The 14695-nt window shown below is 65.3% G+C and carries 16 protein-coding genes and 1 tRNA gene; 3 read left to right on the top strand and 14 right to left on the bottom strand.

Annotated elements, in window-relative coordinates; translation table 11 throughout:
- Positions 1-5: 5 nt before the first annotated feature.
- The gene (locus tag IRL76_RS02240) at positions 6-416 is read left to right on the top strand and encodes a hypothetical protein (RefSeq protein WP_200982764.1); all 411 of its coding nucleotides are present in this window, start codon (positions 6-8) and stop codon (positions 414-416) included.
- A gap of 44 nt (positions 417-460) precedes the next feature.
- Here IRL76_RS02240 and IRL76_RS02235 read toward each other — a convergent pair whose 3' ends face one another.
- The 9 genes from IRL76_RS02235 to IRL76_RS02195 form a co-directional block, all read right to left on the bottom strand.
- Positions 461-1216: a phosphoadenylyl-sulfate reductase gene (locus IRL76_RS02235; RefSeq protein WP_200982762.1), complete on the bottom strand. Its 756-nt coding sequence runs from the start codon at positions 1214-1216 to the stop codon at positions 461-463.
- A complete protein-coding gene (locus IRL76_RS02230; protein WP_200982761.1) occupies positions 1213-1638 on the bottom strand; it encodes a DUF934 domain-containing protein in 426 nt (141 codons plus the stop codon). The genes IRL76_RS02235 and IRL76_RS02230 overlap by 4 nt, the downstream gene beginning before the upstream one ends.
- On the bottom strand, positions 1631-3265 hold the full coding sequence (locus IRL76_RS02225) for a nitrite/sulfite reductase (protein WP_200982760.1): 1635 nt from the start codon (positions 3263-3265) through the stop codon (positions 1631-1633). The genes IRL76_RS02230 and IRL76_RS02225 overlap by 8 nt, the downstream gene beginning before the upstream one ends.
- On the bottom strand, positions 3265-3561 hold the full coding sequence (locus IRL76_RS02220) for a DUF2849 domain-containing protein (protein ID WP_200982759.1): 297 nt from the start codon (positions 3559-3561) through the stop codon (positions 3265-3267). The genes IRL76_RS02225 and IRL76_RS02220 overlap by 1 nt, the downstream gene beginning before the upstream one ends.
- A complete protein-coding gene (gene cobA / locus IRL76_RS02215) occupies positions 3558-4316 on the bottom strand; it encodes a uroporphyrinogen-III C-methyltransferase (RefSeq protein ID WP_200984137.1) in 759 nt (252 codons plus the stop codon). Before cobA ends, IRL76_RS02220 begins: the two co-directional genes overlap by 4 nt.
- A 171-nt stretch (positions 4317-4487) precedes the next feature.
- Entirely contained in the window at positions 4488-5534 is a 1047-nt protein-coding gene (locus IRL76_RS02210; protein ID WP_200982758.1) for a mechanosensitive ion channel family protein, read from the bottom strand.
- A gap of 2 nt (positions 5535-5536) precedes the next feature.
- The gene (gene metC, locus IRL76_RS02205; RefSeq protein WP_425504517.1) at positions 5537-6745 is read right to left on the bottom strand and encodes a cystathionine beta-lyase; all 1209 of its coding nucleotides are present in this window, start codon (positions 6743-6745) and stop codon (positions 5537-5539) included.
- A gap of 2 nt (positions 6746-6747) precedes the next feature.
- Positions 6748-7593, bottom strand: coding sequence for a sulfurtransferase (locus IRL76_RS02200; protein WP_200982755.1), 846 nt, complete (start codon positions 7591-7593; stop codon positions 6748-6750).
- Between the two features lie 38 nt (positions 7594-7631).
- Entirely contained in the window at positions 7632-8738 is a 1107-nt protein-coding gene (locus IRL76_RS02195; protein ID WP_200982753.1) for a hypothetical protein, read from the bottom strand.
- A gap of 107 nt (positions 8739-8845) precedes the next feature.
- On the opposite strand from IRL76_RS02195, the gene queF reads away from it, so the two are divergent.
- The gene (gene queF / locus IRL76_RS02190; protein WP_425504505.1) at positions 8846-9313 is read left to right on the top strand and encodes a preQ(1) synthase; all 468 of its coding nucleotides are present in this window, start codon (positions 8846-8848) and stop codon (positions 9311-9313) included.
- Positions 9314-9335: 22 nt separating this feature from the next.
- Entirely contained in the window at positions 9336-10130 is a 795-nt protein-coding gene (locus IRL76_RS02185; protein ID WP_200982750.1) for a DUF1499 domain-containing protein, read from the top strand.
- Positions 10131-10146: 16 nt separating this feature from the next.
- Here the strand turns inward: IRL76_RS02185 and IRL76_RS02180 are convergent.
- From IRL76_RS02180 to IRL76_RS02160, 5 genes are all read right to left on the bottom strand, one after another.
- Positions 10147-10222: transfer RNA gene (locus tag IRL76_RS02180), tRNA-Ala, on the bottom strand.
- 105 nt (positions 10223-10327) lie between these two features.
- On the bottom strand, positions 10328-11230 hold the full coding sequence (locus IRL76_RS02175) for a hypothetical protein (protein WP_200982748.1): 903 nt from the start codon (positions 11228-11230) through the stop codon (positions 10328-10330).
- 171 nt (positions 11231-11401) lie between these two features.
- Positions 11402-12145, bottom strand: a complete 744-nt coding sequence (locus tag IRL76_RS02170; protein ID WP_200982746.1) for a Bax inhibitor-1/YccA family protein — start codon at positions 12143-12145, stop codon at positions 11402-11404.
- 137 nt (positions 12146-12282) lie between these two features.
- The gene (locus IRL76_RS02165) at positions 12283-12786 is read right to left on the bottom strand and encodes a type III secretion system chaperone family protein (protein ID WP_200982744.1); all 504 of its coding nucleotides are present in this window, start codon (positions 12784-12786) and stop codon (positions 12283-12285) included.
- A gap of 135 nt (positions 12787-12921) precedes the next feature.
- Positions 12922-14670, bottom strand: a complete 1749-nt coding sequence (locus IRL76_RS02160) for an SPOR domain-containing protein (RefSeq protein WP_200982742.1) — start codon at positions 14668-14670, stop codon at positions 12922-12924.
- Positions 14671-14695: the final 25 nt, after the last annotated feature.

The following is a 14695-nucleotide window of genomic DNA, read 5'->3' as shown; positions in this document are numbered from 1 at the left end:
AAACCATGAAGAAAATTGTACTCGTAGCTGCACTTGCGGCCATTTCCGCCTGCTCGCAGCCGGCCGAAGCGCCCGACGAGGCGGCAACCGCCGAACCGGCAGCTGAAGCGACGCCTGCGGAGGCGATGGCTGCAGATGGCGGCCCGGGTTACGGCAAGTTCAAGATCACGCAGGAGGACGGGACAGTCCTCACCGACGACGTGAAGGCCGATGGTACCTATTCGACCACCGATGCCGACGGAAAGGTCGTCGAGACAGGTACCTGGGTGCAGAAGCCGGGCGAATACTGCGCGACCAAGAGCGAAGAAGGCGCTGTCGAGGAGTGCTATCCGGAGAAGATCGACGAGAACGGGGTCTGGGTGTCCAGCAATCCGAAGACCGGCAAATCGGTCACCGTGGAACGCTTGCCCGAATAGGGCTTGCATGGCGGGAGGGCGCACATCGCGTCCTCCTAGCTAACCTAGAGGAACGGTTCCTCGCCCGGCTTGTGAATGCCGCATTCGACCTTGTCCCAGCCGGCCCAGCGTCCGGCACGCGGGTCTTCGCCCTCGGCCACGGGACGCGTGCAGGGCGAGCAGCCGATCGAGGGGAAGCCCTGTTCGACCAGCGGGTGGCGCGGCAGGTCATGGGCCGAGAAATAGGCGGCAATATCGTCGGCCGACCAGTCGATCAACGGATTGATCTTGAGCCTTCCCTGCGCGTCGGAAGTATCGATCTCGAAGCGGGGCAGGTTCGCGCGGGTAGATGACTGGAAGGCCTTGCGACCCGTAAAGCTAGCATCGAAGCGCGCCAGCGCCTTTTCGAGCGGCTTCACCTTGCGCAATTCGCAGCAGCCGTCGGGATCGTAGGACCAGCGCAGCCCGCTTTCGTCGCGCGCCTGCAGGTCGGCGATCTCGGGGTAGAGGTTGACGATGTTCAGCCCCAGCCGCTCGGCCAGTTCGTCACGATAGGCGAGCGTTTCTGGGAAGTGCTTGCCGGTCTCGAGGAAGAGCACCGGGATGTTCGGATCGATCTCGGAGAGGAGATGCAACAGCACGGCGCTTTCCGCGCCGAAACTCGAAACGATCGCCATGTCTCCGACGAGCGACCCTTCGATAACCGCACGCAGCCAGTCTTCCGTTTCCGTGCCACGAAACATGCGGTTCAGGCGCACGGCGTCGTGCTCGCTGAAGCGCGGTCCCGTGTCGATCCGGTCGATGGCGCGGATTTCGTTCATGCGTGGCGTTTCGCCCAGATCGGCGTCCGGCCGTCGACCGTCGGCTGATAGACTTCCGGCCAGCGCGCGAAGGCAGCCTCGACATCGCCCATGTCCAGCTGCTTGTCGGGCTCGAAGGCATCGAAGCCGCAGCGGCGCATATAGGCGATCTGGTCGACCAGCACGTCACCCACGGCGCGCAGTTCGCCCGTGAAGCCGGCCTCGCGCAGGATCCGGGCCGAAGAATAGCCGCGTCCGTCTCCGAAGGCGGGGAAATTGACCTCGACCAGTGCCAGCCTGTCGAGATGCGGGAGAAGATCGCGGGCATCGTCGCCCGGTTCGATCCGCACCGCATTGGCATTGGTCTGCTCGAGGAAGGAATCGACGGTAACCGCCGGGTGGTCGACGGGCTCGTCGTCGCGATAACGCAGCGGCTCAGCCATAGAGCGCCTCCTTGAAGGGATCCATTCCGATCCGGCGATAGGTGTCGAGGAAGCGCTCGCCATCATGACGCTCGCGTTCGTAGACGGTGGTGACGGTTTCGACCGCATCGACGATGCCGTTCTCGTCGAAACCGGGTCCGGTGATCTTGGCGAGACTGGTATCTTCCGCCTCGCTGCCGCCGAGGAGGAGCTGGTAGTTCTCCACCCCCTTGCGGTCGACGCCGAGGATGCCGATGTGGCCCGCGTGATGGTGCCCGCAGGCATTGATGCAGCCGGAAATCTTCAGCTTGAGTTCGCCCAGGGTCCGGGTCTTGCCGTTCGCGGCAAAGCGCTCCGATATTTTCTGCGCCACGGGGATCGAGCGGGCGTTGGCGAGACTGCAATAATCGAGACCCGGGCAGGCGATAATGTCTTCGACCGTGTCGAGGTTTGGACTGCCCAGCCCCGCTTCGTCGAGCGCGGTCCACAGCGCGTGGAGATCGGCCTTGCGGACGTGCGGGAGGACGATGTTCTGCGTATGCATGACGCGCATTTCGTCGAAGCTGTAGTCGCGGGCGAGGTCGGCCATCAGGTGCATCTGCTGGGCGCTCGCATCGCCCGGAATGCCGCCCACCGGCTTCAGGCTGATTACGGCGGAGACGTATCCGGCGGCCTTGTGCGGCACGGTGTTGCGATCCACCCAGAGGGCGAAATCGGGGTCAGAACGGTCGATCGCGTCGCCGCTCGCATCGGCAAACAACGGGTCCTCGAAATAGCCCCTGATGCGTTCGAGTTCAGCCAGAGGCGGCTCGACACCCTGCGTCAGCAGGTGCGCGAATTCTTCCTCGACCTGGCGGGTATATTCCTCCGCGCCCAGTTCGTGGACGAGGATCTTGATGCGCGCCTTGTACTTGTTGTCGCGCCTGCCGTAGCGGTTGTAGACCCTGAGGCACGCCTCGGCATAGGTCACGAGCTGGTCGAGCGGAACGAAGGGGTTGATGCACGGCGCCACCATCGGCGTGCGGCCCATGCCACCCCCGACATAGAAGGCCGCACCCAGTTCCTCCGCGTCATTCCTGACGATGTTGATGCCGATATCGTGCAGCCGCATGGCTGCACGGTCGCGCTCGCTGGCGATGACCGCGATCTTGAACTTGCGCGGCAGGTAGCTGAATTCCGGATGGAAGCTCGACCACTGGCGCAGAAGTTCGGCATAGGGGCGCGGATCGACGACCTCGTCGGCGGCGGCTCCGGCGAAATGGTCCGAAGAGATGTTGCGGATGCAGTTGCCGCTGGTCTGGATGGCGTGCATCTCGACCTTGGCGAGATCGGCGAGGATGTCGCCAGCGTCCTCCAGCTTGATCCAGTTGTACTGAATGTTCTGGCGCGTGGTGAAGTGGCCATATCCGCGGTCGTACTTGTCCGCGATGTCCGCCAGGGCATGCATCTGGCGGCTGTCGAGGGTGCCATAGGGAATGGCGACGCGCAGCATGTAGGCGTGGAGCTGGAGGTAAAGCCCGTTCATGAGCCGCAGCGGCTTGAACTGGTCCTCGGTTATCTTGCCATCGAGGCGGCGACGCACCTGGTCGCGGAATTCCTCCACGCGCGCATCGACCATCGCCTGGTCGTATTGGTCGTACTTGTACATCAGATCACCCAGTTGCCGATATCGGGTTCGGCGGGCTTGAGGGTCAGGTCGGGCCGCACTGTCGGGCCCAATGCCCGGACGCGGTCCTTGATATGAAGCGGGCGCGGGTGGCCGTTGCGCATCTCGGCATCGATCGCATAGGGTGCATTGACGCGGCGCGTCGCTTCCTCGCGCCGGGCGATCTCGTCCTCGTTCGCGGCGACATTCACCGCGTCCTCGACGTGGATCGACCAGTCGACGCCGGTCCACCAGACCACCGCGCCGGTCTTGAGGTCGTTTCCGGTCAGAAGCCTCATCGGGCCACCTCCTGTGCTGTCATTGCGAGGGTCATGTCGTCGCGCGCGGTCACTTCGCCGATCACGATCAACGCCGGGCTGACGACCTTTTCATTCTCCACCAGTTCGGGAAGACCGGCGAGCAGGCCGCGCAGGACGCGCATTTCGGGCCGCGTGCCGTTCTCGATCACCGCCACCGGCATGTCGGGCGCAAGCCCGTCCTCCATCAGCTTCTCGGCGATCTGCGGTGCGGTCTTGACGCCCATGTAGATCACCAGCGTCCGGCCCTTGCCGGCAAGGCCGGCCCAATCCTGGTCCTTGAGGCCCTTGCACTGGCCGGCGACGAAGCTGACGATGCTCGAGGCATCGCGGTGGGTCAGCGCGATCTGGGCGGCCGCTGCCGCGCCATTGGCAGCGCTGATGCCGGGGACGACCTCGACCGGGACGCCGGCCGCGCGGGCAGCTTCCGCTTCCTCGCCGCCGCGCCCGAAAACGAAGGGATCGCCGCCCTTCAACCGGACCACGTCTTCGCCCGAGCGCGCAATGCTGACGAGCAGGGCATTGATGTCCTCCTGCTGCATCGTGTGCTTCGACCGCTGCTTGGCAACCGAGATCAGTTCGGCGTCGGGGCGGGCCAGCGCAAGGATGGCCGGATCGACCAGCCCGTCATGCACGATAATGCCTGCGCGCTCGATCAGCCGCGCGGCGCGGATCGTCAGGAGCTCGGGATCGCCCGGGCCTGCGCCGACGAGATGAATTGTTCCGGTCTGTGCCATGTCCGCAAAGATGCGGATGGCAGCCATTTCACGCCAATCAGAATGCGTGCGAGACCGCGAAGCTTTGATTTTGAAATTGCAGATGTCCGGCGTGAAAGCCGAAATTTCAAAATCCCGCTGCTTGGACTGGAAGCGTTACTTGTTCGGCAAATCCTAATATGCCGGACGCGGTTACTTGGACTTGGCGGCGTCCTTGCGGTCCATGATTTCGAGCAATCGATCGAGCTGGTCGCTCGAGCGGATATGCAGGTCGCGCTGCGGAAACGGGATTTCGACGCCGTTTTCCTTGAACAGCCACCACAGCTTCTTGAGCACGGCGGAACGGACATTGCCGACCCCTTCCTCGGGGTCCTGGATCCAGCAGTGGATGATGAAATTGACCGAATTGTCACCGTAGTCGCTCATCCACACGGTCGGCGGTGGCGCACTGAGAACGCGGTCGCAGTCCTTGGCTGCCTGAAGCATCAGCTTCTCGGCAAGGTCGATATCCGCCTCGTAACTGATCCCGACCGGCACCTGGATGCGCACGTTCTTCGACGAATAGGACCAGTTCTCGACCTGGTTGATCATCAGGTTTTCGTTCGGGATCAGGTACTCGCGCTGGTCGCGCGTGGTGACCGAGACTGCGCGAATGCCGATCTTGCGGATCTGGCCGAAGGTCTCGTTGCCAGCCTGGTCGGCGATGGCGATGACATCGCCCGGCTTGATCGAGCGGTCCATCAGCAGGATGATCCCGGCAATGAGGTTGCCGAAGGTCTTCTGGAGGCCGAAACCTATGGCGAGGCCGAAAGCGCCCGAGAACACGGCCAGCGCGGTCAGGTCGATCCCGAGCAGGTCGATGCCGAGGAAGAAGGCTGCCGCCCAGACGACGATCGAGACGATCTTCTCGGCCAGCAGTTGCTGCGTCCCGTCGAGCCTTGTGACCCGCCTGACCAGCCGCCGCGCAAGCTTACTGGCGAACCAGGCGAAGGCAATGACCCCGACGATGATCGAGCCGACCACGAGGACGTCGAACAGCGATATGCGGAAGTCGCCGAGGCTCAGGGCGAGGCCGTCGAGCGTGTCGACGATCGACCCCACCGTCTCGCTCTTGGAACTGACCGCCTCCTTGATCCCCTCGGCTGCCGCGACCGGCCCCTGTTCGGGCGCGGTTTCGGCAAGGCTCCAGGCCTGCTCGACAGGAGTTGCGGTAGGAGTCGGGGTCGCTTCGGCTTGCACGTCTATCCTTCGTTCATCGCCGCAAAGCCGCGTTCGAGGTCGGCGATAAGGTCCTGCGGGTCTTCGAGACCGATCGATAGACGGATCGCGTAGCGGTCCTCAACCCCCCAGCCCGGTTTCGGCCAGGCCATGCGGCTGCGGATGGGTTCGACATGGAAGGGGAGCGCGAGACTTTCGAACCCGCCCCAGCTGTAGCCGATACCGAAGAGTTGCAGCGCATCGACGAGGCGACAGCGTGCGGCATCGTCGCGGCCCTTGAGGACGAAACTGAAAAGGCCGCAGCCGCCGGTGAAGTCGCGACGCCAGGTCTCGTGGCCGGGCGCGCCGGGCAGCATGGGACACAGGACATGGGCCACATCCTCGCGAGCCTCCAGCCACTGCGCCAGTGCCAATGCCGTCGCGCTCTCGCGCTCCAGCCGGATACCCATGGTCCTGAGACCGCGCAGAGCCAGTGCAGCATCGTCGGGCGAGACGACATGGCCCAATTGCTGGCTCGTCTGGCGCATGCGGCGATACCAGCGTTCGCCTGCGCTCGCGGCACCCATCATCAGGTCCGAATGCCCGCCGACATGCTTGGTCAGCGCGGTGACGACGATATCGCAGCCGTGCGACAGCCCGGCAAAGCCCAGCGCGGTTGCCCAGGTATTGTCGAGAATGCTCGTCGCACCCTTGTCGCGGGCAATTCTTGCCAGCGCTGGAATGTCGCATACCTCGAAGGTCAGGCTGCCCGGCACTTCCAGCATGATCGCCTTGGTACGCTCGCAGAATGCCGCTTCGTAGGCCGCATGGTCGAGCGGGTCGAAGAAGCGGTGTTCGACCCCGAAACGCTTCAGGATGCCCATCGCCGCGCTGCGCGTCGGGTCGTAGGCATTGTCGGTCACCAGCAGGACGTCGCCCGCCTTGAGCACCGCCATCAGCGAACCGACGATGGCCGCGACGCCACTGGGATAAAGGACGGTACCGTAGGCGCCGGGCTCGAGCTCGGTCAGCGCCTCGCACAGGGCCCACTGCGTCGGGGCGCCACGGCGGCCGTAGAAGAAACGGCCATCCTCATTCGTCTTAACTCCCTCGCGCAGCGCAGCGCAGTCGGCATAGAGATGAGTGCTCGCACGCCAGACGGGTGGGTTGACGACATGGTCGGCGAAATCGCCCGACCTGCCGCCGGTGACCAGCCTGGTGGCTGGAGAAAGCTTGTCGTCCTTGCCCGCCATAATCAGCGCGCGGCCCCCTTTTCCTTCGGCGTTTCGGGGTCTGCGCCCCATTCCATCCAGCTCCCGTCGTAGAGCGCCCCGCCCCTGCCCGCCAGTTCGCGGGCGAACAGCAGCACGCAGGCGGTCATCCCGCTGCCGCAACTGGCGACGAGCGGCTTGTCATCGGCGATACCGGCATCGCGGAACAGGCGGTCGATCTCCTGCGGAGTGCGGTAGGTCCCGTCGTCATTGAGCAAGTCGCGGAAATGGACGTTGCGCGCACCGGGAATGTGGCCACCGGCGAGGCCGTGGACGTGATCCTCGCTCGTGCCCTCGAACCGCTCCGCATCGCGGGCGTCGACAATCTGGCACGACTGCGATACCGCAATCCCCAGGACGGCGGCCTTGTCGAGCACTTCGCGGCGCGGCTGCGGGCCCGCCGGAAACTCGGTCGCAGACCAGCTTTCCTCACCGGAGGCGAGCGGGCTTCCTTCCGCCTTCCACTTGCCCAGTCCGCCATCGAGTACGGCGACGTTGTCGAAGTGGTGGAGGTCGAAGATGAACCACGCGCGGGCCGAACTGCGGATGGCGCTGTCGTCATAGAGGACCACGCGCGTGTCCGGCCGGATGCCCATGCGCCCCAGTCGTTCGGCGAATTGCGCGCTGTCGGGCACGGCCTTGGGCGTGGCGGAAGCAGGGTCCGTCCAGCTGGCGAGATCGAGGAAACGCGCACCGGGAATATGGCCTGCGAGATATTCCGCCGCAGCATCGCGATCGGACCCGCCCAGGTGCTGCGTCGCGTCGAGCACGACGAGATCGTCGGCACCCAGTTCGCCGGCAAGCCATTCGGTGGAAACGAGTCTGTCCATCGCCCCTTCGGTTAGCGGGCGGCGCTGGCCAAGTCGACTCAGGCGAGTTCGCGCTGCGCGATGGGCGAATAGCTGCGCGGCGCCTCGTCGAGGCGGAAGGGCTGGACACGTCCGCCATCGGGTTCGCCCTGGCCGACCACGAAGGTCTTGAGCAGCACGCCTTCGCCTGCGCCGTCGATACGCACGCGCATCAGCGGGACGAGCAGCGGGTGCTGGCCCTGGAAGATCACCTGCGCGCTCGCCAGCGGCAGCTGGACCTGACCCTCGACGCTGACGTTCTGCCGCGGTGCGATGCGCGGCAGGGTGTGACGCGTCTCGAGCGGAGTGGCCAGCGTCGCAACCTGCTCTTCCATCGGCGCGGCCGCATGGGCTGAGACAAGGTCGATGCCGATCGCGACATCGGTCATCGCCGCATCGGTGCGATTGACCAGCGTGAGGCGGTACTTGAGCGTCGCATAGACCGCACTGCGGGTCAGCTTTTCGGCCTCGCACCGAATGGTCAGCGCCTGGGCCGCCGGGACCGCGGCACGCGGCGCGGCGGATGCGACCACCGGACGTTCGATCTCGGGCGGGACCTCGGCGGCCTTGCGGCGGCGCCAGAAGAGGAAGCCGCCAAGCAGCAGGACCAGCGCGCCACCGACTCCAGCCAGAAGCCGCCAGTCGAACGGCAATGCTTCACTCGCATCCTGCGTGACGGGAGCCGGGGCTATGCCGGTATCGATTCTAGGCGACGGTGCGGTCGACGGCTGGGTCGGACCGGCCGAGGGCGCGGCGGGAAATTCCTGCGGGACCACCGGCTGGCGTTCGATCGGCGTAGGTTGCGGGTTCGCCGGAGCCTGGCGGGATTGCTGCGGTGCAGTCTGGAGTGGTGCCGCCGTGGTCGGAACGGGACGTTCAACCCTGCCCTCCTGCGGTGTCGCGGCAGCAGGGGTGGGAGTCGGCGTGGGCGCCGGAGCCGCGGTGCTGATCACCCGTGGGCGAACCGGCAACGCTCCGCTCTCCGTGTCCACCGGTCCTTGCGCACGCTGCGTCGCACTCGGCGCGGGCGCGGGCGGAAGCGAGAAATCCTCGGCCTGCTGCGCCATAACGGGCGCCGAAAGGGTCACGGCAAGGGCGGTCAGGGGAAGGCGGAAACGCGTTTTCATCGGCAGCAATCTGGTGGGAGGCGCGCATATGCGCTGCGGCGGGCTGAATAGGTACTGAAGCGCCCGCTTCCAAGCCTTGCCTTGCGTGGAAGCGACAATCGCGGCAGATGCGCGGCATGAGCGACACACCCAGCCCCAGGTTCCTTGGCGCCAACAGCCCGCTGCCGACCTCACCCGAGGAGGCCGAGCTCGACTACGTGCCCAACCCGCGCAAGGGCGAACTCTACATGGTCCGCTTCGCCGCGCCCGAGTTCACCTCGCTGTGCCCGGTCACCGGACAGCCCGATTTTGCGCATCTCGTCATCGACTATGCGCCCGGCGAAACCATCGTCGAATCGAAGAGCCTCAAGCTCTTCCTCGGATCGTTCCGCAACCATTGCGGCTTCCACGAGGATGTGACGGTCGGCATCGGCAAGCGCCTGTTCGATGAAATGGCACCCCGCTGGTTGCGTATCGGCGGCTATTGGTACCCGCGCGGCGGGATTCCGATCGACGTTTTCTGGCAGAGCGGTGCGCCGCCGGAAGGACTATGGCTTCCCGATCAGGGCGTGGCGTCCTATCGTGGACGCGGATGACATAACGGGAAGGGGAACGGGGATGATTGCAAAGCTGCCCAGGATTTCACTCTGGCTGGCGGTTGCGCTGGTCCTCTGGTTCCTCGTCGCGGTGTTCGGTCCGAAGTTCGGCCTGATCGACTGGAAGATCGGCTTCCTCACGATGGTCGTGGCCATCGGCCCGATCCTAATGGGTATCGTCGGGTTGGTCGCAATCATCGCGCTTGTCATGGCCTTCGTGAAAGGTCCGCGTAGCGAATGGTGGAAGGCAGCCGCAGCGCTTGCGATCCCCGTCACCCTGTTCGCAGGCCTGATGTCGGTCCGCGCGCAGGGCGATAGCGTGCCGCCGATCCACGACGTGGCCACCGACACGGCCAACCCGCCGCAGTTCTCGCCCGAAACCATGGCCATGCGCGAGAAGTTTGGTGCCAACCCGGTCGACGACTACACCACGCCTATCGGCCAGACCGCCCTGTGGGCCGACCGGGTGAAGGGGCAGCCTATCGCGGCGAAAAGCCACGCCGACATCATCGCCGAAAGCTACGCCGATCTCGTTCCCGTGCCCTACGAAGGCAGCGATGCCGAGGCCATGGCCGCGGTCGCCGGGGCGATGGAGGACATCGGCCTCGCCGACGTTCGCCGCGACGATGCGGCCGGGACGGTCGAAGGTACGGCGGAAACCTTTGCCTTCGGTTTCAAGGACGACGTCGTCGCCCGCGTCACCGAGGGCCGGATCGACCTGCGTTCGGTCAGCCGTGTCGGCGTATCCGACCTCGGCTACAACGCGGCGCGCGTGCGCAAGCTCGCAAAGGCGATCGAGGCGCGTCTGGCAAAATAGGCTGGAGCCGGGATCCTGGTGGAGCCGAGGGGGATCGAACCCCTGACCTCGTCATTGCGAACGACGCGCTCTCCCATCTGAGCTACGGCCCCGTTCCAGGTCTGATTGCCGCCGTATGGCAGGGCAAAAGCAGGCGCGACCGTTAGCAACGGGTCAAGCGCCTGCAAAGGGGGTAATTCCCCCGTCCTGCCCTTCCCTTACTTGGGCTTGGACGCGTCGTCGGTCTTCTGGACAATCTCGCCCGAGCGGAAGATCGGGCCGCTGGTCGGCAGGCTCCCGCTGGCGGCCGCCGCTGGCGGCAGGTCGACGGGCGCCTGGCTCTGGCCCGCGACGACGACCGGCTGCGTTGCGGGCATTGTGCCCACGGGCGATGTGCCCGGCGCGACCGGCGTGTTGGGATCGAGCGGGTTGGTATAACCCTGCACCGTCGTGGTCACCGTCGGCGGACCGTACTGCGCGTTCCATGCGGTCAAGTTCACGCGATACTGCTCGTAGGCGCGGAAGAAGTTCTCGAACACACCCTCGATCCGCGGCAGCGCGGTCGACGCGTAGAGGTCGATATCCTCCTTCGAGGTCTTCGGCAGTTCCGTCGCCACGGCCAGCGACGCGGCGCAGAAATCGTCAAGCGCAGGCGGCAGGGCGAAGTAGTTGTAGACCTGCGTCATGTAGGCATCCTGCACGTCACGGTAGGTCGGTCCGTACTTCTGGCGGAATTCGCTCTGCAGTGCCCGATTGGTGGCGGAGAGCTTGCGCGCGTGCGTTTCGAGGAAGCCCTTGTAGGCTGGCAGGATGCCCGCATACTGCGGCTTGAGGCAGTTAAGCGCCGCCACGTTCAGGGCTGAACGCAGGTTCCATGTCGTCTGCGAGGGCGTGAGATTGGCATTGACCGTCTGGCGAATGCCGTTGGCTCCCATGAGCGGGATGGTCATGCTTGCAGTTGCGCCGCCCGGCGGCAGCGGCTTCGGCGGAATGACGACCGCAGGCGGCGGCGGCGGCGGAGGGGGAGGTGGCGGCGGAGCAGGCGGCGTACACGCGGCGATGGCAGCAAGCCCGGCGGCAGTAGCCGCAAGGCGGACGGATTGCGTTGAAACGCGGCTCATGGCGCGCGGACCCTCCTGATATTTGACCCTTGTCCATCCTGACCCGCCGTCCATTGACGGGGGATGAAGCAACAGGGGGTAGACCGCCTAATCGACAAAGAAAATGCCCGGGGTGCGGATAACACCCCGGGCACGATGAGGCGATTCACGCCTGCGACGAATGGAGCGCGATCAGTCGCGGCTGCCCATGAAGCGCAGGAGGAACAGGAACATATTGATGAAGTCGAGGTACAGGCTGAGCGCACCCATGATGATGGCCTTGCCCGCGAACTCGGTACCGCGCAGATACTGGTATTCCTGCTTCAGGCGCTGCGTATCCCAGGCGGTGAGGCCCGCGAAGATCAGCACGCCGATGAAGCTGACGGCCAGCGCCAGAGTGCTCGACTGCAGCCACAGGTTGATCAGCATTGCGATGAACAGTCCGATCACGCCCATGGTGAGGAAGGTGCCGAAGCCCGACAGGTCCTTCTTGGTGGTGTAGCCGAACAGACTGAGGCCAGCGAAGGCGCCCGCCGTTGCGAAGAACGTCGCAGCAATGCTTTCACCCGTGTAGACAAGGAAGATCGTCGAAAGCGACAGACCCATCACCGTGGCGAAGGCCCAGAACATGATGTTGAGCGTCGCTTTGCTGAACTTGTTGATGCCGAAGCTCATCGCGAAGACGAACGCGAGCGGCGAAAGCATGATGATCCAGGTCAGCGGGCCGCCGCCCATGAAGGTCATCGCAAGGCCGCTACGCGCGGTCAGCAGCGCGACGATGCCGGTCAGCAGCACGCCTGAAGCCATGTAGTTGTAGATCGACAGCATGTGCTTGCGCAGGCCCGCGTCGAAAGTGTCCTGCCTGGCAACGGCGTCGCCAGCGCGCGGCACGGTGCCGAAGCCCTGCCTCTGGTCGGTGTCGTTCCAATTGGCCATTATTCCAAACTCCTCGTTGCGGAGAGGGTACGAGCCTCCGCTCCTCAGGGATGGAATATCGGGTGGAATGGCCCGATTTTCAAGCGAAACCGGACCGAAACGAGTTAACCGGAGCTAACCGGAAAAGTTCAGCAAGATCAGGCTTCGCCTGCCGCGTCGACCATGGCGGCATCGAGTGCCTCGACCGGCGTCTTGTCGCCCCACAGGACGAACTGGAAGGCAGGGTAGAAGCGGTCGCATTCGTCGACTGCGATCTCCACCAGTGCCTGCGCTTGGCTGAGGCTGAGGAGACCGTCGTCGCCCAGCATCGTGCCGTTGCGATAGAGCACGACGCCGCCGTTCGACCAGATGTCGAAATGGCCGAGCCACATCTGCTCGTTGACGCGGGCCACCAGCTCCTGCGCCTGCTTGCGCTTGGCATCGGGGACGCGGATCTCGGGCAGGCAGAGGATCTGCAGCACCATGTCGTCCGGACGCCAGATGCCCTTGACCTGGTAGGTGGTCCAGCTTCCCTGGATTTCCCCGCTCATCTCGCCATGGGCACTTTCGCACGGCCAGCCGCGCGCTTCGAACAGCGCCACGAGCATTTCGAGAGGCGCCGCGTCCTCTTCGGCTTCGTAGTTTTCGCCGACTGCTCTCATCGACCCTTTTCCGTGCGCGTCATGCGAATGGGGATGCAGAACGGGGGGGTGATTTGGCAATCCGTGATGCGCGCGGCGCTGGGGAGAACCGATTTCGGCTGTGCAAAGCCTGTGCACAAACCAATCGCACGAACCCTATTTCAGAGGGTCGACCTTCTCGCCCTCGGCACTGGTGAAGGTAAAGCTGTCGATGCCCATCTTCTTGAGATCGTTCATGAAGTTGCGGGCTTCGGTGGCATTGCGGAACGGCCCTGCGAGCAGCCGGTTGGCCTCCACCCACTTGGTTGTGAAGGGCCCCTTCCCATCGAGTTTTCCCTCGGCCTTCTTGGCGATCCGACGCCAGTCGAAGGCGAGTGCCTTGAGGTCCTTGCCCGTCGCCACCTGCACCCAGTTGCGCGAAGGTATGGGCGGCGGAGGGGGAGGTGGCGGAGGCGGCGGCGGTGCGGGCTTCTCGCGCTTGATCTCGATCCGAGTGATGTCGACCGCTCCCGGGGCACGCACGACCTGCGGGGCCGGTTCGAGCGTGAATGCCGCGAAGGCTTCCTCGATGGTCGGCTCGGGCTCGGGTTCCGGAGCGGACTGCTGGACCGGCGCAGGCACCGGCTGGGCAATGATCGTAACCGGCGGCGCGCTCGGCGGCGGCGGCGGAGGAGAATACGCAGGGGTCTGCGATGCGGCTTCGCGCTCCTCCTTGGTCAGCAAATCGATCGGCGGTCCCTGTTGCGCGATCACGACCGGCGGCTGCTCGCGCGGCGGGAGTTCGCGCGGGGGCAGTTCGACGCCGACTGACGGCACGGGCGCGGTGGACACAGCCGGAGGTGGCGGCGGAGGAGGCGGCGGCGGTGCTTGCTTTACCGGCTGCGCGGACGGCTGCGTCGGCTTGGCAGCCGACTGCTGGACAGCGGGAGCGAAGGGATCGCGCCACTGCGTGCTGCCGGTGCGGTCAGGGCGGCGACGTTGTTCGCGGTTGCGCGGATCGGATGCGGCCGGCTTCGGCGCGGGATCCGCCTGCGCCACGCGAACCGCCGGAGCGCTCGGGGTCGGTGCGGGGGACGAAGGAGCCGCCACCGGGGGCAGTTCGGCGGGCGCGCCCGCATATGCAGCGATCTTCGCATCGTCGGTGCCGATCGTCGAGGCGCGCGGGAAGATGCCAAGCGTGCCTGCGGCGGCCTGCTGCGCTTCGGTCAGGCGCGGCATGAATTCGAGATAGGGCTCCATCTTGCGCGCCATGGCAGGCGGCAACATGGCATTGGCGATCTTCACCGCCTCCTTCGTGTCACCGAGGATCGCAAGTCCGAAAGCCCGGGTACGGAAGGATGCAAGGTCCTGTTCGTTGAGGAGCGGGAGAAGCGTCGCCTCGAACTGCTTGCGGTCGCCGGAAATAGCATAGCTCAACGCCAGGCGACGGCTCGTCTCCGCATCCGGCCTTTTCGACAGCGAAAGGCGGTACAGTGCCTGCGCGCTCCGGCTGTCTCCGACAAGGTCGAAGGCCAGCGCACGATCTTCGGCCATGCGCTCCGGCGCCACGCCCGCCTTCTCCGCCTCGGCAAAGAGCCGAAGCGCTTCCACGGGACGGCGCGAGCGCGAATAGGCCGATGCGAGGCCCAGCATCACGCGGCTGTCCGACGGCGAGAGCTCCTTGGCGCGGCCGAAGAAGCCGATCGCCGCGTCGATATCGCCCAATGTCATGGCCGCCTCGCCGGCGTCGACCAGTGCCGACACGTCCTGCGAATTGCGGGCAAGCCGCGTCAGCGCGTCGTTGAGCTTGGCCGAACCTTCCGGCGGGAGCGGCTGGACAATCTCACGCTGGGCAAAAGCCGGCCCGTGCCCCAGGCCGATGGCAAGGAACGCTGCGGCGCCCGCAAATCGGATATTTCGTCGCATGATCCTGTCCCTGCCCGCGCGCGCT

Origin of the sequence: Qipengyuania soli, assembly GCF_015529805.1 — a bacterium.
In the GTDB taxonomy this organism is placed as follows: Bacteria; Pseudomonadota; Alphaproteobacteria; order Sphingomonadales; family Sphingomonadaceae; genus Qipengyuania; species Qipengyuania soli.
This window is presented reverse-complemented; position numbering and strand designations above follow the sequence as displayed.

Bases quoted from the DNA above. Each gene is read 5' to 3' on its own strand.
- IRL76_RS02240 (WP_200982764.1), top strand. From the start codon at position 6: ATGAAGAAAATTGTACTCGTAGCTGCACTTGCGGCCATTTCCGCCTGC.
- IRL76_RS02235 (WP_200982762.1), bottom strand. From the start codon at position 1,216: ATGAACGAAATCCGCGCCATCGACCGGATCGACACGGGACCGCGCTTC.
- IRL76_RS02230 (WP_200982761.1), bottom strand. From the start codon at position 1,638: ATGGCTGAGCCGCTGCGTTATCGCGACGACGAGCCCGTCGACCACCCG.
- IRL76_RS02225 (WP_200982760.1), bottom strand. From the start codon at position 3,265: ATGTACAAGTACGACCAATACGACCAGGCGATGGTCGATGCGCGCGTG.
- IRL76_RS02220 (WP_200982759.1), bottom strand. From the start codon at position 3,561: ATGAGGCTTCTGACCGGAAACGACCTCAAGACCGGCGCGGTGGTCTGG.
- cobA (WP_200984137.1), bottom strand. From the start codon at position 4,316: ATGGCACAGACCGGAACAATTCATCTCGTCGGCGCAGGCCCGGGCGAT.
- metC (WP_425504517.1), bottom strand. From the start codon at position 6,745: ATGGCGGGCAAGGACGACAAGCTTTCTCCAGCCACCAGGCTGGTCACC.
- IRL76_RS02200 (WP_200982755.1), bottom strand. From the start codon at position 7,593: ATGGACAGACTCGTTTCCACCGAATGGCTTGCCGGCGAACTGGGTGCC.
- IRL76_RS02195 (WP_200982753.1), bottom strand. From the start codon at position 8,738: ATGAAAACGCGTTTCCGCCTTCCCCTGACCGCCCTTGCCGTGACCCTT.
- queF (WP_425504505.1), top strand. From the start codon at position 8,846: ATGCGCGGCATGAGCGACACACCCAGCCCCAGGTTCCTTGGCGCCAAC.
- IRL76_RS02185 (WP_200982750.1), top strand. From the start codon at position 9,336: ATGATTGCAAAGCTGCCCAGGATTTCACTCTGGCTGGCGGTTGCGCTG.
- IRL76_RS02175 (WP_200982748.1), bottom strand. From the start codon at position 11,230: ATGAGCCGCGTTTCAACGCAATCCGTCCGCCTTGCGGCTACTGCCGCC.
- IRL76_RS02170 (WP_200982746.1), bottom strand. From the start codon at position 12,145: ATGGCCAATTGGAACGACACCGACCAGAGGCAGGGCTTCGGCACCGTG.
- IRL76_RS02165 (WP_200982744.1), bottom strand. From the start codon at position 12,786: ATGAGAGCAGTCGGCGAAAACTACGAAGCCGAAGAGGACGCGGCGCCT.
- IRL76_RS02160 (WP_200982742.1), bottom strand. From the start codon at position 14,670: ATGCGACGAAATATCCGATTTGCGGGCGCCGCAGCGTTCCTTGCCATC.